This is a genomic window from Paenibacillus sp. EC2-1 (assembly GCF_049311625.1).
In the GTDB taxonomy this organism is placed as follows: domain Bacteria; phylum Bacillota; class Bacilli; order Paenibacillales; family Paenibacillaceae; genus Paenibacillus_AQ.
This window is the reverse complement of sequence record NZ_CP186006.1, coordinates 3,417,230-3,442,040: the sequence shown is the minus strand read 5'-3', so window position 1 is coordinate 3,442,040 and position 24,811 is coordinate 3,417,230. Positions and strand designations below refer to the sequence as shown.

Sequence of the window (24,811 nt, the reverse complement as noted above, 5' to 3'; positions counted from 1 at the left end):
GGTGCTAGCTTTGAAACAGAGAAAGATACCGCTTCGTAAATGTGTGGCTTGTCAGGAAATGATGTCCAAGAAGCAGCTTATTCGCGTCGTGAAAACACCCGAAGATACAGTGCTTATTGATCTGACTGGCAAGAAGTCGGGTAGAGGCGCTTATTTGTGCGGGAAGTTATCCTGCTTTAAATTGGCCCACAAAAACAAAGCGCTTGATCGTGCTTTAAAGCATCATGTTCAGCCTGAAATTTATGAACAGCTGGCTCAGGATTTCATTAAGGTAGAAGATGAATTTCTAGCGGCTAAGGAGAGTGCCGATGATGAACAATAGGGCGCTTTCTCATTTAGGCCTTGCCATGCGTGCAGGTAAAGTGGTTACCGGCGATGAGATCGTGCTCAAAGTAATCCGGTCTTCTGAAGCGAAAATGGTCATTCTGGCGGGTGACGCCTCAGATAATACAAAAAAAAAGTTCCGCGATAAGTGCGGTACTTATAAAATCCCTCTGGTAATCGGATTTGACCGGGAAAGTCTGGGCACAAGTGTAGGTAAACCTGAACGTGTTGTGCTGGCAGTTACGGATCAAGGATTCGCAGAAATGATCTCCAAGCAAGTGGGGATAATGTCGGAGGTGGAGTATATTGAGTAAACAGGAAAACAAAGACAATAAACTTCGAGTATATGAGTATGCTAAATCGTTGAATATGAGCAGTAAAGAAATTATAACGATACTCAAGCGTCTAGATGTTCCGGTTAATAATCATATGAGTGTTATGGAGAACGATACAGTATCAAGGGTGGAGCAGTTCTTCAAAGACATTAAGTCAAATGCTGCTGCTAAACGTGATGGCTCAGATACAGTTCGTAGTGAAAGCCGCAAACCGGCGGTCTCTGGAGCAGCAAGTACAAGTAGTACAGCTCCAGCTCCAGCTGCAAGCACTCAGACAAACGCTCCAACACAAAGCAGCGAAGGCAGTCGTGGTGGGCAAGACGGCAGCCGTAATCAAGGTCAAAGACCATCTGGTCATGGACAGGAACAAGGACAGCCCAAAAAACAACAGGAAAAGCAGGTAGGTATGAACAATAGAAATCAAACCAACTCAAATGTAACAGGCTCTCAACAGCGCCCACAAGGTAGTCAGGATTCCCGGAGAACAAATACTGGATCTTCCCAAGGAAGCCAGCAAAATAACCGGAGCAGAAATCCGCAACAGGGCTCTAGTCAGCAAGGTGGATCTCGTCCTCAGAATGCAGGACAACAAGGTGGTTCCCGTCCTCAAGGTGCAGGACAAGGTGGAGCACGCCCTCAAGGTTCAAGTCAATCCCAAGGAAACCGACCACAAGGCGGAGGACAGTCCCAGGGTGGACGTTTTGACTCTAACCGTCCTAGTAGTAATGCAGGTAGCAGCAATAGTAGTGCTGGTAACCGTGGTGGTAACAGAAGTAACGGTAATAACAGCAGTAACAACAATAACAACAATAACCGTCCAGGCTCTAAGCGCTTTGATGATAATCGTCAAGGTGGTTTCCGTAACAACCGTGGAGGTAAGAACAATCGCGGACGGAATCAGAGCCAGCAGCCGCCTCGTGAGAAAATCGACAACACGCCGAAGAAAATTATCGTCCGTGGCAACATGACCGTCGGTGAAACGGCGAAGCTGCTTCATAAGGACGCTTCCGAGGTCATTAAGAAGCTGATTTTCCTCGGCGTGATGGCTACGATTAACCAGGAACTTGACATTGATACAATCCTTCTATTGGCTGGCGAATTCGGCGTAGAAGTAGAAGTGAAAATTCCGGTTGAAGAAGACCGCTTCGAAACGGTTGAAGAGGTTGATGACCCTACGGATCTGCTTGAGCGTCCTCCAGTTGTGACGATCATGGGTCACGTTGACCATGGTAAGACAACACTACTGGATGCGATCCGTTCAGCGAATGTCTCCAGCGGTGAAGCTGGTGGTATTACACAGCACATCGGTGCGTATCAAGTGGAAATCAACAACAAGAAAATCACTTTCCTGGATACACCAGGTCACGAAGCGTTTACTGCCATGCGTGCTCGTGGTGCTCAGGTTACGGACATGACAATTATCGTTGTTGCAGCAGATGACGGTGTAATGCCACAGACCGTTGAAGCGATCAGCCATGCGAAAGCAGCTGGACTTCCAATCATCGTAGCCGTTAACAAAATCGATAAACCGGATGCAAATCCAGATAAAGTAAAACAAGAATTAACCGAGTATGAACTGGTACCTGAAGAGTGGGGCGGAGATACAATCTTCGTAAACGTTTCGGCTAAACAGCGCATGGGCCTCGAAGATCTCCTTGAGATGATTCTACTCGTAGCTGAGGTTAACGAATATAAAGCGAACCCGGATAAGCGTGCACGTGGTACCGTTATTGAAGCAGAGCTTGATAAAGGTAGAGGACCTGTTGCCAGAATTCTCGTACAACACGGTACACTTAAAGTTGGAGACGCATTTGTAGCAGGTAACTGCTTCGGACGTATCCGTGCAATGGTGAACGATAAGGGCCGTCGCTTGAAAGAAGCGGGACCTTCAACGCCTGTAGAAATTACAGGTTTGACTGAAGTTCCTGGTGCTGGGGATCCGTTTATGGTATTTGAAGATGAGCGTAAAGCTCGTTCGATTGCCGATAAACGTTCAATCACACATCGTCAATCTGAGCTGAATACGAATACTCGTGTTACGCTGGATGATCTGTTCCAACATATTAAAGATGGAGAGATCAAAGATCTTAACGTAATTATCAAAGGTGACGTACAGGGATCGGTTGAAGCCCTGAAAGGTTCCTTGAATAAAATCGAAGTGGAAGGCGTTCGCGTGAAAATTATTCACAGCGGTGCAGGCGCTATTACAGAGTCAGATGTTATCTTGGCTGCTGCTTCCAATGCGATTGTAATTGGTTTTAACGTTCGTCCAGATACACAAGCGAAACAGACCGCTGAGCAAGAAAAAGTGGATGTTCGCCTACACCGTGTAATCTACAACGTAATTGAAGAGATCGAGCAGGCTATGAAAGGTATGCTGGATCCAATTTATAAAGAGAACGTCATCGGCCACGCAGAAGTACGTAATACCTTTAAAGTTACTAAGGTAGGTACCATTGCAGGTTGTATGGTTACTTCCGGTAAAATTGCACGTAACGCAGAAATGCGTCTGATCCGTGACGGCATTGTTATTCATGAAGGTAAGATCGATTCCCTCAAGCGCTACAAAGATGATGCAAAAGAAGTAGCGCAGGGTTATGAATGTGGTATTACCTTGGAAAGCTATAGTGACGTCAAAGAAGGCGACGTCATTGAAGCCTTTATCATGGAAACGGTAGAGCGCTAACGTAAAGAGGTGATCAGACATGGCTAAAATCCGTACAGGACGCGTCAGCGAACAAATTAAGAAAGAGCTCAGTCAGCTAATTCAGACAGAGCTCAAGGATCCTCGAATTGGTTTTATCACCGTAACGGGGGTTGATGTGACGAACGACTTTTCACAGGCTAAGGTTTACCTTAGCGTTCTTGGCGACGAAGATCAGAAAGCGGGAACGCTGAAAGCTCTTGAGAAAGCCAGTGGTTTTCTCCGCTCCGAGCTAGGGAAAAGAATTCGTCTCCGGCATGTGCCGGAGCTAATCTTCAAATTCGATGAGTCGATTGCATATGGTAGCCGAATTGAGAAGCTGCTTGGTGAAATCGAACGAGAAGAGGATTAGACAGATCAGATTGTTTTTTATAAAGGAGAGGGCGCATGCAGACCTATGAACAAGAGCTGCAGCAGGTCAGAAAATTTCTGCTGGAGCATGACGATTACTTGATCGTGTCGCACGTTCAGCCCGATGGAGATGCAGTCAGTTCCACCCTAGCGGTGGGCTGGCTTCTCTCACGTTTGGGCAAGAAATTCACAATGATCAACGAAGGAGTCATTCCGAAAAGAATGAATTCCTTATGGCATGCAGCTGAACTCATTAATATGTCTGAACAGTCGCCACAGCGTTCTTTTAATACCATTATTTGCGTAGATTGTGCAGACTTTGATCGCGTTGGCAGGACTAAGGAACTCTTTACAGAGGATGCAGTCATTGTAAATATTGATCATCATCCTACGAATAACAGATATGGTGCTGTCAATGTCGTTCTTCCTGAAGCAGCCGCAACTGCGGAAATTCTGTTTGATCTGTTGAACTTGTTCGATATCGAATGGGATGTAGAGATTGCTACAGCCATTTATACGGGACTTTTAACAGACACTGGTGGATTCCGTTACTCCAATACGTCACCTAAAGTAATGGGTATTGCCTCTACTTTGTTGTCGTATGGAGTGAATGGTCCGGAACTTGCGGAAACGCTGCTCGAAGAGATGACACTGCCCCAGTTAAACGTGCTTGTTAAAGCACTCAATACACTAAAGATGTCTTCGGATGGGAAAGTAGCTTGGGTCCATGTTACACCGCAGGATATGGTTGATAGCGGAGCGATTAATGAAGATCTGGAAGGAATCGTTAATTACCCACGTAATATTCAAGGTGTAGAAGTTGGTATATTGTTTAAACAGGTAAATACGGGGGCTGTAAAGGTAAGCCTACGATCTGCTGGAAAAGTGGATGTTGCAGCTCTGGCCCAGTCCTTCGGTGGAGGAGGCCATGTTCGTGCGGCAGGTTGCCGAATCGAAGGTGAGCTAGGAAGTATTATGACTCAAGTAGTAGAGCGGGTGAAAGAAGCATTATGACAGAACTTGAAGGTGTTTTGGCGGTCAACAAACCAGCGGGATGGACTTCACATGATGTTGTTGCTAAAGTGCGCCGTCTTGTTAAAATGAAACGAATCGGTCATGCGGGTACACTTGATCCCGAGGTGACTGGCGTATTGCCGCTCTGCCTTGGACGTGCAACTCGTGTGGTAGAATACATGCAGGACCTACCAAAAGAATATCAAGCAGTGCTTCGTCTGGGAGTCTCTACAGATACTGAGGATTTAACTGGAACTGTGATTGAATCGGTGGAAGAGGTCAACATTACACCAGAAGCAGCGCAGGAAACGCTCCTTTCCTTTTTAGGAGAGATTTCTCAGGTCCCACCGATGTATTCGGCTGTGAAGGTTGATGGTAAGAGATTGTATGAGCTTGCCCGTGAGGGGAAGACTATTGAACGCAAAAGCCGTATAGTAACCGTGCATGAAATCGAGATGACAGGTTTTGAAGCGCATGGATCTTACACTGATGTTTCTTTTCGAGTGTTGTGCTCGAAAGGTACTTATATTCGTACACTTTGTGTGGATATTGGTAAGAAACTTGGGCTTCCATCCACGATGGCTAAGCTGGAGAGAACCTTATCAGCTGGTATTTCTGCCTCGAAATGTCTGACACTTGAACAAATTGAGCAATTTATGGCTGATGGTACACTCCAATCCTGGTTAGTCCCGGCGGATGAGGCCATTGTGCACTTGCATGCCTACACGGTAACAGATGAGAAGAGAAGTGCTGCCTTGCAAGGCCAGCGACTGTCTTCACAGGTTGTGAGTCCTCCGGTCAATCATTTTGGATGCATACGTCTGTATGACACCGAGAACCAGTTCTTGGGTATTTTCCAAAAACAAGAGGAGTCCGGAGCAATTGCGCCTGTTAAGGTCTTCTCGGTTTAATATTATTGATGTCTATCTAAGTGAATTGCAGGTGAGAAGCACATGAAAATCGTATCCTTATCTTATCCGTTAACCTCAGAACAGAAAATTGAACACGGCATCCCGCAAATCGCGGCAATCGGTCAATTTGATGGTCTCCATACGGGTCATGCCAGTGTTATATCGACTGCTGTTAATTTGGCGCGTAAAGAGAGTTTGCCATCAGCCGTAATAACCTTTTATCCTCACCCTAAAGATGTCATGAGAAAAGGGAATTATGAAGGCTATTTAACACCTCAACAGGACAAGCAGAAGCTGCTGGCTGATATGGGGGTTGACATATTATATGTGGTGGATTTCAATGAAGAATTCTCACAAGTCAGCCCTGAAGATTTCGTAACGGAGATGCTTATGCCGCTTCAGCTTCATACAGCGGTCGTTGGTTTTGATTTTCGGTTTGGCTTTAAAGGTGCTGGTCGTGCTGACATGCTTCATGACCTGAGCCGAGAAACAATACAAGTTGTTACGGTTCCACCGTTCTTAATAGATGGTGAGAAGGTAGGAAGTTCATCGATACGAGCAGCTTTATATAATGGTCAAATCTCGGACGCAACACGCTGGCTTGGACGGTATTACCGAATTCGGGGCACTGTGATTCATGGCGAGAAGCGAGGACGAGCTTTAGGGTTTCGGACAGCCAATCTGGAACTTGAGGAACACTACGTTACGCCTGCACTAGGTGTATACGCAGTATGGGCCCGCTGTACTCACCATGATGACTGGCTTCCAGGTGTTATGAGTGTAGGCCTTAAGCCTACTTTTCATGATGGCATCGTTAAACCAATCTATGAAGTTCATTTGCTTGATTTTGATGAGGACCTTTACGGCCAAACTATGGTTGTTGATGTGGTCGAGTTTATACGTAGAGAACTCAAATTTAATTCGATTGACGAATTAATTGCAGGAATTCAAAGCGATGTAGATAAGACTAGAGAAATATTAGCAAGATAATTCATTTTTAATAATGTTATTGATTATCATATTTTCTTTTTTGAAAAAAGTATGATATACTCGTAGAGGTTGCCCGGGTTATCCGGCACCGTAACCTTGGCTTGGTTGTTCGATCTCACCGTCGGTAACGAGGCCATAGGCGATTATTATGAAGGAGGTGAACAGGATGGCATTGACTCAAGAACGTAAACAACAACTGATTGATGCACACAGAACTCACGAGTCCGATACAGGATCTCCAGAGGTGCAAATCGCTATCCTAACGGAAAACATTACGAACTTGACTGACCACTTGCGTACGCACAAGAAAGATCACCACTCCCGTCGTGGATTGTTGAAAATGGTCGGCCAACGCCGTAAGTTGCTTGCATACTTGAAAAACAAGGATGTTAAACGTTACAGCGCTTTGATCGAGAAGCTTGGATTACGCCGCTAATAATCTATAAGGTGTACGAAAGCAGCCTGGTTGTCCACTGTCCTTCTTGGAACGACAGCGGTGCAGCTAGGCTCTTTTTTAAATTATAGGAACGATTGCAGTTTCCTTTGATTTTGATTCTTGCTCGGTTTGAATCGGAGCTTAGAATACGTCTTGTTTTTGTTACATTGTTTTTTTGTTACATAGAAGAAACGTCGCTAGACGTTTTTCTTATGAAGAATGCGTGTGTAGGTAATACTTTAATTTAGCAGAGTAAAATAAATATCCTCACGAGGAGGGGTTATATGGAAAAACGTGTTGAAATGATGCTAGGAGGAAGACCTCTAGTTCTGGAAACAGGTCGTTTAGCTAAACAGGCTAACGCTGCGGTTACGGTTCGTTATGGTGATACAGTTGTTCTGTGTACGGTAACTGCTTCAAACGAGCCGAAAGACTTGGATTTCTTTCCGCTGACTGTGAACTATGAAGAAAGACTGTATGCTGTGGGTAAAATTCCAGGCGGCTTCATTAAGCGTGAAGGAAGACCAAGCCAGAAAGCGATTCTATCCAGTCGTTTGACTGACCGTCCGATTCGCCCATTGTTTCCTGAAGGATTCCGGAACGATGTTCAGGTATTAAACCTAGTTATGAGTGTAGATCAGGATTGTGAACCTGACATTGCAGCTATGATTGGTACTTCGGCAGCTCTTAGTATTTCTGATGTTCCGTTTAGCGGACCGATCGGCGGAGTAGCTGTAGGACGTATCAACGGAGAATTCGTTGTCAATCCAAACATCGCTCAGCAGGAAGTAAGTGACATTTATCTAGTTGTCTCTGGAACAAAAGATGCAATTATGATGGTTGAAGCTGAAGCGAACGAAGTGCCAGAAGAAGTGATGCTTGAAGCGATTATGTTCGGTCATGAAGAGATTAAGAGCATTGTTGCAACCATCGAGGAACTCGTGAGCATTGCTGGTAAAGAGAAGATGGCAGTTAAGCTTCATGCTGTCAATGAAACTGTAAACCGTGAAGTTCGTGATTTTGCAGCAGAGCGTTTGGTGGAAGCTGTGCGCATAGCTGAAAAGCATGCTCGTCAGGATGCAATCGATGCAATTAACGATGAAACCTTCAACGTGTTTGAAGAGAAGTATATTGAAACTCCTGAGCTTTTGAAAGATGTTAAAGAGGTTCTTCATGATATCGTAAAAGAAGAAGTTAGACGCCTTATAACACATGATAAGGTTCGTCCAGACGGTCGTGGACTATCTGAGATCCGTCCAATTGATTGTGATACAAGCTTATTGCCGCGTACACATGGTTCAGGCCTATTTACTCGTGGTCAAACACAAGCACTTAGCGTTTGTACACTTGGCGCACTTGGTGACGTTCAAATTCTAGACGGTATCGATCTGGAAGAAACTAAACGTTTCATGCATCATTACAATTTCCCTCCGTTCAGTGTCGGCGAGGCTCGTCCACTGCGTGCACCAGGACGTCGTGAAATTGGACACGGTGCGCTTGGAGAGCGTGCATTGTCTAAAGTTATTCCTTCCGAGGTTGAATTCCCATACACGATTCGTCTCGTTTCAGAGGTTATTGAGTCGAATGGATCAACGTCTCAGGCAAGTATCTGCGCAAGCACGCTTGCTATGATGGATGCGGGTGTACCGATTAAAGCACCTGTTGCTGGTGTAGCTATGGGTCTGATCAAAGATGGCGAGCATGTTTCCATCTTGACAGATATTCAAGGTATGGAAGATCATCTCGGCGATATGGACTTCAAGGTAGCTGGAACTCCAGCTGGCGTTACTGCGATTCAAATGGATATCAAAATTGACGGTATTGACCGTAAAATTTTGCAAGAAGCTCTAGATCAAGCCAAAGATGGCCGTATGCACATTCTTGGCAAGATGATGGAAGTGATCCAAAAGCCAAGAGAAACACTTTCCCAATACGCGCCTAAAATCATTACCATGAATATTAATCCGGATAAAATCCGTGACGTTATCGGTGCTGGTGGTAAAATAATCAATAAAATTATTGAAGAAACCGGCGTAAAAATTGATATCGAACAAGATGGTCGCGTGTTTATCGCTTCATCAAATGCAGAGATGAACCAAAAAGCGCTGTCGATTATCGAAGGTATTGTACGTGAAGTAGCTGTAGGTGAGATTTATACAGGTACCGTGAAGCGGATTGAGAAATTCGGCGCATTTGTTGAAATTCTTCCGAATAAAGACGGCCTTGTTCATATTTCTCAGTTGTCTACTGAGCGTGTAGCAAAAGTGGAAGATGTTATCGCCATTGGTGATGTGATTACAGTGAAAGTAACTGAAATCGATCAGCAGGGTCGGATTAACCTTTCTCGCAAAGCTGTTTTGACGGCTGAAACGAAATAAGGATAGATAAGAATCATAATGAAGGAAAGAGACAGAAATGTTATTCTGGCTCTTTTTTTTATGGCTTCAAACCTGCTAACGACCTTTTTCCTTTCCTTACATGTTAGTTAACATGGTTAAGGCACATATTACGTATCCTCGTCTCATAAAATGGGACAAAGCAAATAAAGGGGATGGATACGTCCAATGAAAGGATTAAAGGTGGCTGTTCTACTTATAAGCATTGCAGCGGTGTCTGGGATCGCCATATTAACGGGATCATGGGATTATATCAATCAGTTAAGTGCATCTAGAGGTGCGATAAACTTAGAACAGCAGACTGCGTCTGTCGACTTGAATCTTCTTGGTGAGATTGAAGCGGAGGCTGCTAAGACACGAATTGAGCCCATCGATGCCAAAGTGGATTCGGTATGGAAGGCGGTGCCTGGTTATAACGGGCAGCAGGTTAATGTGGAAGAAACGTATAAGCGTGCATTAAAAAGAAAATCGGGTGAGCCGATTTCATATGTTTATCAGCAAATTCCGGCAAAGGTTAACTTGGAGGACTTAGGTGAGCAGCCCATCTACCGAGGGAATCCGAATAAACCTATGGTTTCGTTCATGATCAATGTGGCATGGGGGAATGAGTTTATTGAGCCTATGTTGAACATTTTGGATGAGGAGAAGATCAAAACAACATTTTTTCTGGATGGAAGTTGGTTAAAGAAAAATCCAGAGTTAGCTGCAATGATATTGAAGAGGGGGCATGAGGTGGAGAACCATGCATACTCTCATCCTAATATGAGTCAACTCAGTCGAAGTCGCGCAGAACTAGAGATTGCGAAGACCCAGGAGCTCCTTAAAGAAAGCCTAGGAGTTACTAACAAGTGGTTTGCGCCTCCTTCTGGGGATTTTAATCAGCAGACGGTTTCAATTGCCTATGGAAGAGGATTAAAGACCGTCCTGTGGACATTGGATACGGTGGATTGGATGAATCCATCACCAGAATCTGTCGTGCAAAAAATTACAAAAAGAGTTGAACCCGGTTTTCTTATATTAATGCATCCGACCTCTTCCTCCTCAAAAGCGATGAAAGGTATGATCCAAGGTATTCGCGCTAAAGGTTTACATATTGGTACGGTGAGTGAAACATTATCACCTGAACGAATTATGCCGTATGGAAGTTGAGTGACTGGTTTAAGTTTGATACAATGAATGGATGGCATCAAATCATCAATTTATATCCATGGAATGAAACCAAGGAGCAGGTTAGGAGGGCCTTTCGTGAAAAAAATACAGTTGTCAAACGGCCTGAGAGTAGTTATGGAACAAATTCCAACATGTCGGTCAGTTTCTTTTGGGATTTGGGTCAAGACGGGGTCCCGCAATGAATCGTTAGATATAAACGGGATTACACATTTTATCGAGCATATGATGTTTAAAGGTACAGACCGTTTCGATGCGCGTGCAATTGCTGAGCAATTTGACGCGATCGGTGGGAATGTGAATGCATTTACATCGAAAGAATATACCTGTTACTATGCTAAGGTGCTTGATGAGCATCTTCCGATAGCTGTAGATGTGTTGTCAGATATGTTCTTTAATTCTAAGCTCGATCCAGTGGAGCTTGCAAAAGAGAAAAATGTCATTCTTGAGGAAATTGCAATGTATGAGGATACGCCAGATGATCTTGTGCACGATCTGATGTCGATGGCGGCGTATGGTGAACATCCACTAGCCTATCCGATTTTAGGCACGAAAGAGCGTCTGGAAGCAATGGACTCTGATGCGTTAAGATCTTACATGAACAATCATTATACGATCGAGAATACGGTTATCGCTTTAGCTGGAAACATTGACGACAGTGTTATTGAGCTGCTGGAACGTCATTTTGGTGCTTTCAAGAATAGCGGCACAAGTCAGAGTCTGACGGTTCCCGCATTCCACGACGGATTGCTATTCCGCAGGAAAAAGACGGAACAAAACCATATTTGTTTGTCATTTCCCGGTAGCTCTATCGGAGATGATCTCCAGTACGCTATGGTGTTGCTTAACAACGCGATTGGTGGCGGTATGAGCTCACGTCTATTCCAGGAGATTCGGGAGAAGAGAGGGCTTGCGTATTCCGTATATTCCTATCATAGTTCTCATGCAGACAGCGGGATGTTTACGATTTATGCAGGTACAGCCCCCAAACAAACCAAGGATGTACTCGATCTGACGAACGAAATCATGTCCGATTTAGCAGTGAACGGAATGACCGAGGATGAACTACATAAGGGCAAAGAACAGTTGAAAGGAAGTCTGATTCTCAGTCTGGAAAGTACGGGAAGCCGTATGAACCGCCTTGGAAAAAATGAACTTATGCTTGGTCGTCACAATAGCATGGATGAATTGATTCAGCGGATTGAACAGGTTAATATGAATGATATTAATGCTGTCCTTGATCGGATGTTTGAAACCCCATTTTCTTTGGCGATGGTCGGATCTTCAGATAAGGTGCTTAACAAAATTAGGAGGGACGAATTTGTTGCATTACGTTCAAATCAATAGATTATCAGAAAATGAAGATATAAAACTCCCAGTCAAAATGTCGGAGCTAGCTTCCGGCTTTGACCTGCATGCTGCGGTGGATGAGTCCGTGGTTCTGATGCCAGGAGAGCGAAAATTGATCCCAACCGGATTCGCTATCGCTATGCCCGGAGGATTGGAAGCTCAGATTCGCCCACGCAGCGGGCTGGCATTCAAGCATGGGATTACTTGCTTAAACACACCAGGCACAATTGATGCCGATTATCGTGGAGAGATTAAAGTGCTGTTGATCAATCTTGGTCAAGAACCATTCTCCATTACTCGTAATGAGCGTATTGCTCAGATGGTATTTCAAGAAGTGCCGACGATTGAGCTCGTTCAAGTCGATGAACTATCAGATACGGTTCGCGGCAGTGGTGGGTTTGGTCATACGGGCAAATAGACAAGAATAATGCTCCTTTAGAGCATTAACAAAGAACCGTTACGGAGTTTTACTTCTGTAACGGTTTTTTGTATCCCATACGGACTCAACCACATTAACTCAAGTTTAAGGTTCACTCTTGCTCACCTCTTCATAGGCCAGCGCATAAGATAGTCTATACATTGGTTTGGAAAGGAGCGACGCCTTGCATGCTGACAGGAGTCCGAACCGTATTTCTTGGCGGTGACGCACGGCAGATTGAGGTTATCCGCAAATGTGCCGAATTGGATGCCTCTATTGTAATAGCCGGATTTGACAAATTGCAGGATTCCTTCCAGGGAGTAACCCGGGAGCCGCTTACACTTGAGCTGCTGTCAGGTGCCGATGTCCTGATACTGCCCGTTGTTGGTTGTGATGATGAGGGCCGTATTGGCGCACTTTATGCGGAAGGTCCGCTAAAGCTGGAGGAGGAGCATATTCAGGCTCTGCCGAAGCACGCTGTTGTATACACTGGCATGGCTAAGAGCTACTTGAGAGCTCTGTGCGCAAGTAATAACATCAAGCTGGTTGAGCTGTTAGAGCGTGATGATGTAGCGATATACAACTCAATTCCGACTGCCGAAGGCGCGCTGATGATGGCTATTCAAAATACAGATTTTACGATTCATGGATCGACCAGTATGGTGTTAGGTATGGGACGGACTGGATTTACGATGGCTAGAAGTTTACAAGGTTTGGGAGCAAAGATCAAAATGGGAGTCCGCAAAAGCGAGCATTACGCAAGAGCGGAGGAAATGGGCTGGAAGCCTTTTATGATAAAGGATCTCAGCGATGAATTGTCCGATATTAATCTGCTTTTCAATACGATTCCAACGATGATTGTCACAGCACAGATTTTATCTAAGATGCCCCGCGAGGCCGTTATAATCGACCTTGCCTCTGCACCTGGAGGATGCGATTTCAGGTACGCCGAGAAGAGGGGAATCAAAGCCATGCTTGCACCCGGACTACCCGGAATCGTAGCTCCAAAGACAGCCGGTATTATTATGGCTAATACGTTGGTGGAGTTGATTTCAGAAGAAGTCAAGATTCGGGGGGATGCGTAAATGGATTGGAAAGGTAAAACGGTTGGCTATGCCTTAACTGGTTCCCACTGTACATTCGAAGAAGTAATGCCACAGATCAAACGCTTTAAAGAAGACGGAGCTAATGTAGTACCCATCGTATCAGGAACAATCATGACGACAGATACCCGATTCGGCACATCGGAAAATTGGCAGAAACAGTTGAAAGAAATAACAGGTAATGATATTATTTCTACAATTGTTGAGGCGGAACCACTCGGCCCTTCTAAGCTTCTGGATGTTCTGGTTATTGCTCCTTGTACAGGGAATTCGACGAGTAAACTCGCAAATGCCATGACAGATGGTCCTGTGCTGATGGCTGCAAAGGCGCAGATGAGAAATTGTCGACCACTTGTGCTAGCGATATCCACGAATGACGGACTTGGATTGAATGCTGCAAATATCGCAAAACTGCTGGTTACAAAAAATATTTATTTTGTTCCTTTCGGACAGGATAATCCACAGCAGAAACCGAATTCGCTTGTTGCCAAAATGGAACTGATCCCGGAAACCTGTTATGCAGCCTTGGAAGGCAGACAGCTGCAGCCAATGATAATTGAACGGTTTCATTCAGCATAACAACGATAACCAGAAGTAGAGACAGTTTCTCATGAAGGGGAGACATACCAGTGAACGAGCTGTCCTCGGTTAGATCCGCAGGGAAGGTGATCCATTTCAAAGATCAAGTTATAACATTAGACGAAGCACCCCCGACAGCAATCAAAGAGTAGCTATTTGTCGAAAAATGGTCCGTGAGGCCAAAAAAATAATGGGCGAGCGAATCTGTAGACGTTAACCTTATTGCAGAAATTATCGTTTCCATGCGAAACGGCCAGGCTCTAAGCTGGCCGTTTCATTCAATCGACGCCTGTGTTTTAGTCTCCGGCATAATAAACGGAGGAATTCTCATGCGCATTCTGGTTCAGAAATTCGGAGGTACATCCTTGTCTTCGCCTCAAGCGAGAGCACATGTCATTAAACATATCCGCCGAGAGCTTGCCCAGAATTATCGACTTGTTGTTGTCGTATCTGCGATGGGGCGCAGAGGTGAACCATATGCCACAGACACTCTACTCGATTGGAGTGAGCAGAATGGTAACGCTCTTCCGCTAAGAGAGAAAGATCTATTGCTCTGTTGCGGAGAGATCATATCTGCTGCAACGCTTTGCAGTCTACTTCAGCACGAGGGGATTCCAGCTACTGTTCTAACGGGGGCGCAAGCTGGATTCATCACCGATAATCAGTTTGGTAATGCGCGTATTATGGATATGAGGCCAGACAGGGTCCGAGTAGAGCTAGAGAAATTCCAAGTCGTTATTGTAACCGGATTTCAAGGACAGACGGAATCTGGTGATTTTACGACGTTTGGACGAGGTGGTAGTGACACTTCGGCTACAGCCTTGGGTGCTGCGCTACGTGCAGAGATGGTTGATATTTATACAGATGTTGACGGTATATTAACGGCAGATCCAAGAATAGTAGAGAACGCAAGGCCGCTTACTCATGTAAGTTATTCTGAAATATGCAATATGGCGCATCAAGGTGCGAAAGTCATCCATCCGAGAGCTGTAGAGATTGCAATGCAGTCCCTCATTCCGCTTCGTGTTCGTTCAACCTTTATGGAAACTGAGGGTACGCTTGTTACACAACCGGATGGCTTTAAGGACGTTCAAACGGGTATTGTTGACCGTTATGTCACGGGGATAGCGTATGTCAGTAACATTACTCAGATATCAGTGGAGTGTGATTGTTCGGACGGGCTTCAATTGAAGGTGTTTAAGACGATGGCGGAGAACTCAATTAGTGTTGATTTTATTAATGTCACTCCTACGGGAGTTCTATATACCATATTCGACAGCGATTCAGAGAAAGCAATTTCGGCACTGCAGGGCTTGAGCTTGAAACCTAAGAGCTTGTCTGGTTGTGCTAAAGTTTCCGTGATTGGCGGTGGAATTAACGGAGTTCCCGGGATCATGGCTAAAATTGTTGAAGCATTAAGTGAACATGATATCTCGATACTACAATCGGCAGATTCCAATACAACGATATGGCTGCTCGTAAAGAAAGAGGATATGGTTCAAGCATTGAGGGCGTTGCACAATAAATTTGAGCTTCACCGGTAGAGTTTGATGTTGCCGGCAATAGTTAAGGAGGAAACACGGTGGATTTTGGAAGATTGATTACGGCAATGGTTACTCCCTTTGATTCGAAGGGGAACATTAATTGGGACGAGACTGCACGACTAATTGATTATTTAATTGAAGATCAAAAGTCTGATTCTCTTGTCGTGGCAGGAACGACAGGCGAGTCTCCTACATTAAGCGAAGACGAGAAGCTTAAACTGTTCCAATTCGTCGTCGACCATGCAGCTGGCAGATGTAAAGTAATTGCTGGAACGGGGAGTAATAACACGGAACACTCCGTAAAGCTTACACAACAAGCAGAACAATGCGGTGTTGACGGAATTCTACTTGTGGCACCTTATTACAACAAACCGAATCAGGAAGGTTTGTTCCTGCATTTTAAAGCTATTGCAGAATCAAGTTCACTTCCGATCATGCTCTATAATGTACCAGGTCGAACAGGAATTAGTTTGAGCGTAGCGACTACGCTTAGACTTGCTCAAATACCGAACATTGTAGCAACGAAAGAGTGTGCATCCTTAGATCAGGTGACACAGATTGTAGCTGGAGCACCTGAGGAGTTTATTGTATATTCCGGTGATGATTCAGCAGCGTTACCTGCATTGTCAGTAGGTGCCTACGGAATTGTTAGTGTGGCTAGTCATATTGCGGGTAGTGAAATGAAGGATATGATAAATGCTTACCTGGAAGGCCAGATTCAAGTGGCTGCTCAATTGCATCAAAAACTTTTCCCTCTATTTAAAGGTCTCTTTGAATGTCCTGATCCGCTCCCTAATCCATCTGCAGTGAAATTTGCACTAGTGGAGAAAGGTTATCAGGTAGGAGGAGTACGTTTACCATTGACTTCACCAAGTGAGGACGAAGCTGATTATATCCGGAAAGTACTATCTGACTACTAACTATTAGTCATTAAACTCGAATCATGTGTGTTTATACCATAAATCCCGAAAAACCGCCTTCATTTCACAAGAAGGTGGTTTTTCTTTTATAAAACGCCGCTTTCTAGGGGTATCCTACCCCTTACTGGGTGGGTGACTTGTGTTTTCAGTTTTTCATCATGTATAATGAATGCAAGTGACTGGGTGCGGTATATTTTTGAAATTTAATATAACAATTGGTGGACGTCCAAAACTATAGGAGGGTTAGATTGATTTGTCAAAAAAAATAAATAGCGATAAACTATCGATTTTTGCCTTGGGCGGCGTCGGTGAAATCGGGAAAAATATGTATGTCATTCAATACGCTAATGACATCGTTGTCGTGGACGCGGGGCTTAAATTTCCGGAAGAGGACATGCTTGGAATAGATATTGTCATTCCTGATATTTCTTATTTAACTGAAAATCGTGATAAAGTGAGAGGGATTCTACTTACTCACGGACACGAAGACCATATCGGTGGACTTCCGTATGTACTGAAACATCTGAACGTTCCTGTATATGGAACAAAGCTGACACTAGGCTTGGTAGAGAACAAGTTGAAGGAAGCGAATTTGCTTGGCGAAACAAAGCGAATTCTCATTAATGCAGATTCTGAAGTTCAGCTTGGCAGCACACTTAAAGCTACCTTCTTCAAAACAAACCACAGTATTCCAGATTCAGTCGGTATTTGTATCGATACTCCGGAAGGCAGTGTAGTTCATACCGGCGACTTTAAATTCGATCATACTCCAGTTAATGATCAATATGCCGATTTGCAGCGTATGGCTGAAATCGGAAGTAAAGGCGTTCTGGCACTACTGTCGGATAGCACGAATGCAGAGAAACCGGGCTTTACTCCATCTGAGAAGAACGTTGGTATCGTGATGGAAGATATTTTCCGTAAAGCAGATCAGCGTGTAGTTGTTGCTACATTCGCTTCGAACGTACACAGAATTCAGCAAGTGATTAATGCCGCTGAATCAACGGGACGTAAAGTAACGGTCATTGGACGAAGCATGGTGAATGTTGTATCTATCGCTTCTGATTTGGGTTATCTCCACATTCCGGATGGAATGTTGATTGAACCAGAAGAAGTAAATAAAATGGCGGCTGACCGTGTCGTTGTATTGTGTACAGGCAGTCAAGGTGAGCCGATGTCTGCATTAACGCGTATGGCACGTTCGACTCATCGTAAGGTGGATATTTTGCCAGGTGACACGGTTATTATTGCTGCAACACCCGTACCAGGTAACGAGAAGTATGTTGGACGTACAATCGATGAATTATTCCGTCTAGGTGCAAATGTTATTTATAGCGGTTCCAATTCGGGTGTGCACGTTTCTGGTCATGGTAGTCAAGAGGAACTCAAGCTCATGCTAAACTTAATGAAGCCGAAATTCTTCATACCTGTGCACGGTGAATTCCGTATGCAGCGTCGTCATGCTTTGCTTGCTGAATCTGTTGGTGTTGATCCAGACAATATCTTCATTACGGACCTTGGAGAAATTGTTGAAATTCAAGGCGGTTCGGCTCGTAAAGCAGGTAAAGTCACGGCAGGTAATGTTCTAATCGATGGACTTGGTGTTGGCGATGTCGGCAATATCGTGCTTCGTGACCGTAAACTGTTATCACAAGATGGTATCTTGGTTGTAGTTGTAACACTTAGCAAGCAGAATGGTTCCATTGTATCTGGACCAGATATTATATCTCGCGGTTTTGTATATGTACGTGAGTCGGAAGGATTACTTGAGGAAAGTAACCGAATCGTTTCGAGCACATTACAGAAGTTGATGAGTGAGAATGTAAATGAATGGGCATCCCTCAAAACAAGCGTGAAAGATGCTTTGGGTCGCTTCTTATATGAGCAAACACGTCGTAGACCAATGATTCTTCCAATTATCATGGAAGTATAATTGAGCGAACGAACAGAATATTAAGGCACACAGTCGCCCCTTTCGCAGGCATATTGGACGGTTCCCGCGAAAGGGGCTTTTTTGCGTTCCAAATGATGAACTGCTGGATAAGATCTTCGAGAAAGGCATAATCCAGTATGTCTTTTTGCCATACTAAACCATAGCGTAAGACGACTATGATAAAAGGCAGGGTGCAGAAATGGATAAGAGATCGATAAACAGTAATAGGGCTGAACAGACCGGGGCTCCTTCAATCCAGACGGATGACAACAATAAACCAAACGTTGTAGATACAATTCAGCAGTTAGGTCAAACTGGAGTACCGGCGAGTGGAGAATCCAACATTTTTTGTATGACTATTATCGGTCAGATTGAAGGTCATTTAATTCTTCCACCGCAAAACAAAACGACCAAATATGAGCACCTAATTCCTCAGTTGGTTGCAGCTGAACAAAACCCTCGCATTGAGGGATTGCTCATTATTTTGAATACGGTTGGTGGTGACGTTGAAGCGGGACTTGCAATAGCAGAAATGATTGCATCCTTAACAAAACCAACCGTTACGGTTGTTATTGGGGGAGGGCATAGTATTGGTGTTCCGATCGCTGTAGCATCCAGCTATTCTTTCATCGCGGAAAGTGCAACCATGACGATCCATCCGATTCGGATGAATGGACTGGTTATAGGGGTTCCTCAGACTTTTGAATACATGGAGAAGATGCAAGAGCGTGTTGTTCGGTTTGTGACTTCTCATTCTGGAATTACAGAGGATCAGTTTAAAGCATTGATGTTCAAAACAGGGGAATTAAATCGTGATATTGGAACTGCAGTTTCGGGCATGGACGCTGTGAAGTACGGATTGATGAGCGAGGTTGGTGGAATTGGACAAGCGCTGGCAAAATTAAACGAGATGATTGGAACTGGTAAAAATATGAGCGCAGGAGGTCTTACCCAATGACCTTATATACAGTAATGCCAGAAGATGTTATCTGGCAAAATACATTAGAACAGGACACGCCCTCCACAATGGAAATTAATATTGGTGGTCTTCATATGCAGGTGGAGCCTCTGAATGACAACAAGGCCAAAATCATTCGTCTATTGAATTGTGAGCTTGCTGATTATTTAAATCCACAATATGCTCCTGGAAGTACAATTTCCTTCGTACCTGTACTTGACCAAAATAGGGCTAAAGTCTGAAAACAGAACATAGGTGCGCCACCGGAATATATGTTATAATATGGCTTCGGGGGTGACACTATTGGCAAAACGCAAGCGAAAGAAGAGAGCTGTATTTGCCTCGGTTCTCAAATATGAAATTTATGGAATTATACTGATGACACTCTCGGTGATAGCTTTATCCGGGGAGGCTCCGGTAGGGCGATCTTTATCTAAGATGTCAGGCTATCTACTAGGTAAATATTACTTCATCATCCCCCTTGTTGGAATGTTCTATGGATTAATGGTGATGATTCATCGGAAATGGCCTAAACGCTGGAATAGTCGTCGTACTGGCGTTCTTCTGTTTGTCCTATCGCTGACTTTAATGAGCAGCATCAGCGGCCTAGAGCCTAAGCTAGCACCTATTGGTCAACTTAGCTCAGGTAATGTGCTTGCTCAAATACATAGTGATTTGCAAGGAGAGCTCCTTCACAGTAAAGCTGATGGAAATCACCCCGTAATGGGAAGGGATGTTAGCGGGGGATATATAGGTGCATTGCAGTTTGCTCTATTATTGATGTTCTTTGGTAGTGTGGGTGCGCGTCTTATTATGATCGTTATGCTGTTCATCAGCTTTATGCTCATTACTAACTTATCGTATGTGGATCTGGTACGAATGCTGCGGGTCCGTTTGGTAAAAGCAGGTGAACATCTACAGAAGAGAATGCAAGGGCGGCAGACGAAGGCCAAAGCTAAATCATCCGCATCCTCGCGAAAGAAAAAGCCTCAAGTTATCCCAGAATATGAGGATGATGACGGTGATGATCTAGAAGATGTTGAGATGCCTTTGTCGAGAAAGAAAGGTTCCCCTGTATTCTTCCAACTGTTTAGTAACAAAAATTCGAAATCCAAAGTTGATACAGAGCAGGATACGCAGGTAAACGAGGGCTTTTCTGAACAAGCCCATAAAGCGAACGATGGAGCTGTGAATTTCGTTCAAGAGGAGGGCGAAGCCACTCCATTTGGATACGTTGATTCCCCGATTACAAGCATACCAACATCTTCTTCGCCCATTATTCGTGATTTCTTCGAGCAGGTTAAACAAGAAAATAATGTGGATGAAGAGGACTTGGATGAGTTAGAAACTCAGCAGTATGATACTCCAGAAGAGGCTGCTGATATGAGTAGGACGGAATCGGGACAAGAAGAAGTTAAGGAGGACTTGGATTCCGCAGTTTCAAATGAAGAATTCACTGAAGGAGAAGCGGATCAGGAAGCAGCACCTGTTACGCCCCCACCGCCCCCACCCAAACCGTATAAGCTTCCTCCTTTTCGCTTGTTATCGAAGCCTAACAATGGTGGCAAGTCTGGTGATCAGAAGGATTATATGCAGACAGCCCGTAAGCTGGAGGCTACGCTTGAAAGTTTCGGTGTTCGTGCTAAAGTGCTGGAGGTTGTCAGAGGTCCGTCTGTTACTAGGTATGAGATTCAGCCAGATATTGGTGTAAAGGTTAGCCGTATTGTTAGTCTTACTGATGACATCGCGCTTGCATTGGCGGCGAAGGACATACGTATGGAAGCACCTATACCGGGTAAATCGGCGATTGGGATTGAGGTTCCGAATAATGAGGTTTCCATTGTAACGATGCGTGAAGTGATGGAGACACCATTCTTTCAGGATGCACAGTCAAAGCTTTCTATCGCGTTCGGGCGAGACATCTCCGGACAGACTATTGTCGGTAATTTAGCAAGAATGCCCCATCTACTCGTTGCTGGTGCTACGGGATCTGGTAAATCTGTATGTATTAACGGGATCATCACAAGCATTCTTTATAAGGCTAAGCCGGATGAAGTGAAGTTTCTAATGGTCGATCCTAAGATGGTCGAGCTAAATGTATATAACGGGATTCCACATCTGTTAGCACCAGTGGTAACAGATCCGAAACGGGCTTCACTGGCTCTTAAGAAGATTGTTGTTGAGATGGAGAAACGGTATGAGCTGTTCTCCAAGTCTAGTACACGGAACATTGAAGGTTATAATACATTGATGAAAGAGAATCCGTCCGCTGTATTGCCGTATATTGTCGTAATCGTTGACGAGCTTGCAGACCTAATGATGGTTGCCGCACATGATGTTGAAGAGGCCATCACACGTCTAGCCCAAATGGCACGTGCTGCAGGGATTCACTTAATCATTGCTACCCAGCGTCCCTCTGTGGATGTTATTACAGGGGTTATTAAGGCGAACATTCCTTCTAGGATTGCGTTCGGTGTTTCTTCGCAAGTCGATTCTAGAACTATTCTAGATATGGCCGGGGCGGAGAAGTTGCTTGGTCGAGGAGATATGTTATTCATGCCTATGGGATCGTCTAAGCCTGTAAGGGTTCAAGGTGCATTTATGAGCGATCAGGAAGTAGAGAATATTGTCGGGTTTGTTCGTGACCAAGGGCAGGCTGAATATGATGAGTCTCTGGTTCCTGAGATCGATGAATCTGGAGCTGCAGATGATGAAGTCCTTGATGAGTTATATGATCAAGCGGTAACTATTATTTTGGAGGCGAAGCAAGCTTCGGTATCGTTGCTTCAACGTCGTATGCGAGTTGGATACACACGTGCAGCTCGATTGATTGACTCCATGGAAGCTAGAGGTGTGATCGGACCGTATGAGGGGAGTAAACCTCGTGAGGTACTGATGTCGATGGAGCAGTATCAGCAGAGCCGTGTAAGCTCATAATTCAATAAGTACAACAAGGAAACAGGTATCTTTTACGCATTTTGATTATGCGAAAGATGCCTGTTTTTTCGGTTAATGATAGTGGCCAGTTTCACTTTAATGAGAGTATGGAATGGTTTCATCTAGATCAGAAGAATTGCTGGCTCTACTTCTTCTCTTGGAAATGTGCATAGGAAAAGGGATCGCTTGTCATAATATCTTTAGCGAGGCTTGTTAAACCACAAGAGAAAGGTAGAGCGCATCATGAAAAACATAAAGATTTGGCTACTGTTCGGTGTCATGGTATTGTTATCGGCGGCCGTTTTTTCACAGACAAATGCCAATCCAACATCGGAGCAAAACCCACTTATACAGGAAGCAGTTCCTACATTCAGTCAGGCTATTTTGAAATTTGGTTCCACAGGTGATGATGTATATGAGCTTCAAGGCAGATTGAAGTTCTTAGGATTTTATCACGGCAAGATTGATAGTGTATTTGGTTCCAAAACACGCAGTTCCGTGAAATGGTTCCAATCCGAGTTTGGAATGAAGGTTGATGGTATTGTCGGTCCAAAGGTAAAGCTCAAGCTTTACAATGCAACAAAGAATTGGCGTCCAACGGAACCGAAGACACAAACAGGGAATAAGACGAATTCCGGTAAAAAGCAAGAGTCTAATCTATCCTCTGCTAATAACCTGGGGTTATCCGACAATGACTTGAAAATTATGGCTAATGCGGTGTACGGCGAGGCTCGTGGTGAACCTTTTGAAGGCCAGGTTGCTGTAGCAGCTGTTATATTGAACCGTGTGAAGTCACCAAGCTTTCCAAATACACCATCCGGCGTCATATTCCAACCGCGTGCTTTTACGGCTGTAGCAGATGGACAGATTTGGCTCGAGCCTAATGAAACGGCAAAAAAAGCAGTACTTCAAGCGGTTAACGGTTGGGACCCTTCAGGCGGTTGCCTCTATTACTTTAATCCGAAGACGGCGACCTCGTCCTGGATTTGGAGCCGTCCTCAAGTCAAAACCATTGGACAGCATATCTTCTGTATGTAATACATGAAGCAACCGAGGGCTTGTCTTCGGTTGCTTCTTCACTTTACGATGGGTTAGAATGGAACTAAATTAAGCCTAGAGCACCATCAATTCATGTGGTAAGGGAGTTTTGGACCTTGACGACGAAAACGGGATTTGAACACGGCTCAGCAGGTGGTATCCGTATTCACGTGCTACCGACACGCCGCTTCAAAACATTTGCAATTTCGCTGTATGCCGGAAGTCCACTGAAAGAAGACACAGTGACGACCACGGCTTTGACACCGTTTGTACTCCGGAGAGGTACAGTCTCCTATCCGGAGACAAGAGCTTTCCGAGAAAGACTCGAACAGTTGTATGGAGCTGGTTTCGGATTTGATGTTTATAAACGAGGAGATCATCAAATTGTACATTTTCGAATGGACACGATTAATGATTCATTTGTTCAGAGCTCCGAGAGTCTCTTGAAATCGTCTTTTGCTTTTTTAGGCGAAGCGCTTACTGCGCCCGCTCTTGAGAATGGAGTATTCCGCAGTTCTTATGTACAGACGGAGCGGGATACGGTTCGTAAAAAGTTAGAGGCGATTGTGAATGATAAAATTCGATATGCGGCTGAACGTTGTATTGAAGTTATGTGTAGAAATGAACCGTACCGCCTTCATCCACTAGGTCAGCGTAAGGACCTGGACGGCATCTCAGCGGACAGTTTATATACTGCTTATCAGAAATGGATGAACGAAGCTGTATTTGATCTTTACGTCGTGGGTGATACCTCTATTGAGGAAGTTCAAAAGCTTGTGGAAGAGCATTTCTCGATGGACCGCCTAAAGACTTCTGAATACGCAGCTTCTGTCGTCCGTTCCGACACAAGCGAGCCTCAGACGGTGGTAGAGAAGCTGGACATCAATCAAGGGAAGTTGAATCTTGGACTTCGAAGTAAAATTACTTACAGTGACAAAGACTACGCTGCGGCTTTAATGTATAACGGTATTCTTGGTGGATATCCGCATTCTAAACTGTTTGTGAATGTCCGTGAGAAAGAGAGCCTTGCTTATTATGCTTCTTCACGATATGACGGACACAAAGGGATTGCTACGATCCAGTCAGGAATTGAAATTCAGAACTATGAGAAAGCGGTCGAAATCATCCGTAAACAGCTAGATGATATGGCTAACGGAATAATTTCGGATGTTGAAATGACCCAGACGAAAGCGATGATTCGTAATGTAGTTAAGGAAATGCAAGATTCCGCATTTGAGTTAATTGCTTATGATTTTAATCGTGTACTGTCCGGTAAGGAGCGCACGGCAGAGGAACTTCTGGAGCAGGTGGGAAATGTTTCAATCGATGACGTTACGCGCGCTGCATCCGCTTTTTCGCTCGATACGATTTATTTCCTGAAAGGCCAAAAGGAGGAATAGCCG

The 24,811-nt window shown here is 44.5% G+C and carries 22 protein-coding genes; all 22 read left to right on the top strand.

The window, feature by feature from the left end; translation table 11 throughout:
* The first annotated feature begins 10 nt into the window (after window positions 1–10).
* The 22 genes from rnpM to yfmF all read left to right on the top strand — a co-directional run bounded on the left by rnpM (window position 11) and on the right by yfmF (window position 24,808).
* On the top strand, window positions 11–322 hold the full coding sequence (gene rnpM / locus ACK8P5_RS15995) for an RNase P modulator RnpM (protein ID WP_422657257.1): 312 nt from the start codon (window positions 11–13) through the stop codon (window positions 320–322).
* Window positions 309–638, top strand: coding sequence for a L7Ae/L30e/S12e/Gadd45 family ribosomal protein (locus tag ACK8P5_RS15990; RefSeq protein WP_422657256.1), 330 nt, complete (start codon window positions 309–311; stop codon window positions 636–638). Before rnpM ends, ACK8P5_RS15990 begins: the two co-directional genes overlap by 14 nt.
* Window positions 631–3,345: a translation initiation factor IF-2 gene (gene infB, locus ACK8P5_RS15985; protein WP_422657255.1), complete on the top strand. Its 2,715-nt coding sequence runs from the start codon at window positions 631–633 to the stop codon at window positions 3,343–3,345. Before ACK8P5_RS15990 ends, infB begins: the two co-directional genes overlap by 8 nt.
* A 19-nt stretch (window positions 3,346–3,364) precedes the next feature.
* Window positions 3,365–3,715, top strand: coding sequence for a 30S ribosome-binding factor RbfA (rbfA, locus tag ACK8P5_RS15980; protein ID WP_422657254.1), 351 nt, complete (start codon window positions 3,365–3,367; stop codon window positions 3,713–3,715).
* 35 nt (window positions 3,716–3,750) lie between these two features.
* Window positions 3,751–4,728 carry a DHH family phosphoesterase gene (locus ACK8P5_RS15975; protein WP_422657253.1) on the top strand — a complete coding sequence of 326 codons (978 nt, stop codon included), beginning with the start codon at window positions 3,751–3,753 and terminating at the stop codon, window positions 4,726–4,728.
* On the top strand, window positions 4,725–5,639 hold the full coding sequence (gene truB, locus ACK8P5_RS15970; protein ID WP_422657252.1) for a tRNA pseudouridine(55) synthase TruB: 915 nt from the start codon (window positions 4,725–4,727) through the stop codon (window positions 5,637–5,639). Before ACK8P5_RS15975 ends, truB begins: the two co-directional genes overlap by 4 nt.
* A gap of 42 nt (window positions 5,640–5,681) precedes the next feature.
* Entirely contained in the window at window positions 5,682–6,629 is a 948-nt protein-coding gene (locus ACK8P5_RS15965) for a bifunctional riboflavin kinase/FAD synthetase (protein ID WP_422657251.1), read from the top strand.
* 166 nt (window positions 6,630–6,795) lie between these two features.
* Window positions 6,796–7,065, top strand: a complete 270-nt coding sequence (gene rpsO / locus ACK8P5_RS15960; protein ID WP_422657250.1) for a 30S ribosomal protein S15 — start codon at window positions 6,796–6,798, stop codon at window positions 7,063–7,065.
* Window positions 7,066–7,349: 284 nt separating this feature from the next.
* Window positions 7,350–9,443: a polyribonucleotide nucleotidyltransferase gene (gene pnp / locus ACK8P5_RS15955; protein WP_422657249.1), complete on the top strand. Its 2,094-nt coding sequence runs from the start codon at window positions 7,350–7,352 to the stop codon at window positions 9,441–9,443.
* A gap of 186 nt (window positions 9,444–9,629) precedes the next feature.
* Window positions 9,630–10,610: a polysaccharide deacetylase family protein gene (locus ACK8P5_RS15950; RefSeq protein WP_422657248.1), complete on the top strand. Its 981-nt coding sequence runs from the start codon at window positions 9,630–9,632 to the stop codon at window positions 10,608–10,610.
* A gap of 96 nt (window positions 10,611–10,706) precedes the next feature.
* Window positions 10,707–11,975: a M16 family metallopeptidase gene (locus ACK8P5_RS15945; protein ID WP_422657247.1), complete on the top strand. Its 1,269-nt coding sequence runs from the start codon at window positions 10,707–10,709 to the stop codon at window positions 11,973–11,975.
* The gene (gene dut, locus ACK8P5_RS15940; protein WP_422657246.1) at window positions 11,950–12,396 is read left to right on the top strand and encodes a dUTP diphosphatase; all 447 of its coding nucleotides are present in this window, start codon (window positions 11,950–11,952) and stop codon (window positions 12,394–12,396) included. Before ACK8P5_RS15945 ends, dut begins: the two co-directional genes overlap by 26 nt.
* Window positions 12,397–12,584: 188 nt before the next feature.
* Window positions 12,585–13,481, top strand: coding sequence for a dipicolinate synthase subunit DpsA (dpsA, locus tag ACK8P5_RS15935; protein ID WP_422657245.1), 897 nt, complete (start codon window positions 12,585–12,587; stop codon window positions 13,479–13,481).
* On the top strand, window positions 13,482–14,078 hold the full coding sequence (locus tag ACK8P5_RS15930; RefSeq protein WP_422657244.1) for a dipicolinate synthase subunit B: 597 nt from the start codon (window positions 13,482–13,484) through the stop codon (window positions 14,076–14,078).
* Between the two features lie 329 nt (window positions 14,079–14,407).
* A complete protein-coding gene (gene dapG / locus ACK8P5_RS15925; RefSeq protein ID WP_422657243.1) occupies window positions 14,408–15,622 on the top strand; it encodes an aspartate kinase in 1,215 nt (404 codons plus the stop codon).
* A 38-nt stretch (window positions 15,623–15,660) separates the two neighbouring features.
* The gene (dapA, locus tag ACK8P5_RS15920) at window positions 15,661–16,542 is read left to right on the top strand and encodes a 4-hydroxy-tetrahydrodipicolinate synthase (RefSeq protein ID WP_422657242.1); all 882 of its coding nucleotides are present in this window, start codon (window positions 15,661–15,663) and stop codon (window positions 16,540–16,542) included.
* A gap of 253 nt (window positions 16,543–16,795) precedes the next feature.
* Window positions 16,796–18,475, top strand: coding sequence for a ribonuclease J (locus tag ACK8P5_RS15915; RefSeq protein ID WP_422657241.1), 1,680 nt, complete (start codon window positions 16,796–16,798; stop codon window positions 18,473–18,475).
* Between the two features lie 199 nt (window positions 18,476–18,674).
* Window positions 18,675–19,433, top strand: a complete 759-nt coding sequence (locus ACK8P5_RS15910) for a ClpP family protease (protein ID WP_422657240.1) — start codon at window positions 18,675–18,677, stop codon at window positions 19,431–19,433.
* A complete protein-coding gene (locus ACK8P5_RS15905; protein WP_422657239.1) occupies window positions 19,430–19,675 on the top strand; it encodes a YlzJ-like family protein in 246 nt (81 codons plus the stop codon). Before ACK8P5_RS15910 ends, ACK8P5_RS15905 begins: the two co-directional genes overlap by 4 nt.
* Before the next feature lie 40 nt (window positions 19,676–19,715).
* Window positions 19,716–22,370, top strand: coding sequence for a DNA translocase FtsK 4TM domain-containing protein (locus ACK8P5_RS15900; protein ID WP_422657238.1), 2,655 nt, complete (start codon window positions 19,716–19,718; stop codon window positions 22,368–22,370).
* A gap of 243 nt (window positions 22,371–22,613) precedes the next feature.
* Window positions 22,614–23,408: a spore cortex-lytic enzyme gene (gene sleB / locus ACK8P5_RS15895; protein WP_422657237.1), complete on the top strand. Its 795-nt coding sequence runs from the start codon at window positions 22,614–22,616 to the stop codon at window positions 23,406–23,408.
* A gap of 116 nt (window positions 23,409–23,524) precedes the next feature.
* On the top strand, window positions 23,525–24,808 hold the full coding sequence (gene yfmF, locus ACK8P5_RS15890; protein WP_422657236.1) for an EF-P 5-aminopentanol modification-associated protein YfmF: 1,284 nt from the start codon (window positions 23,525–23,527) through the stop codon (window positions 24,806–24,808).
* Window positions 24,809–24,811 lie beyond the last annotated feature (3 nt).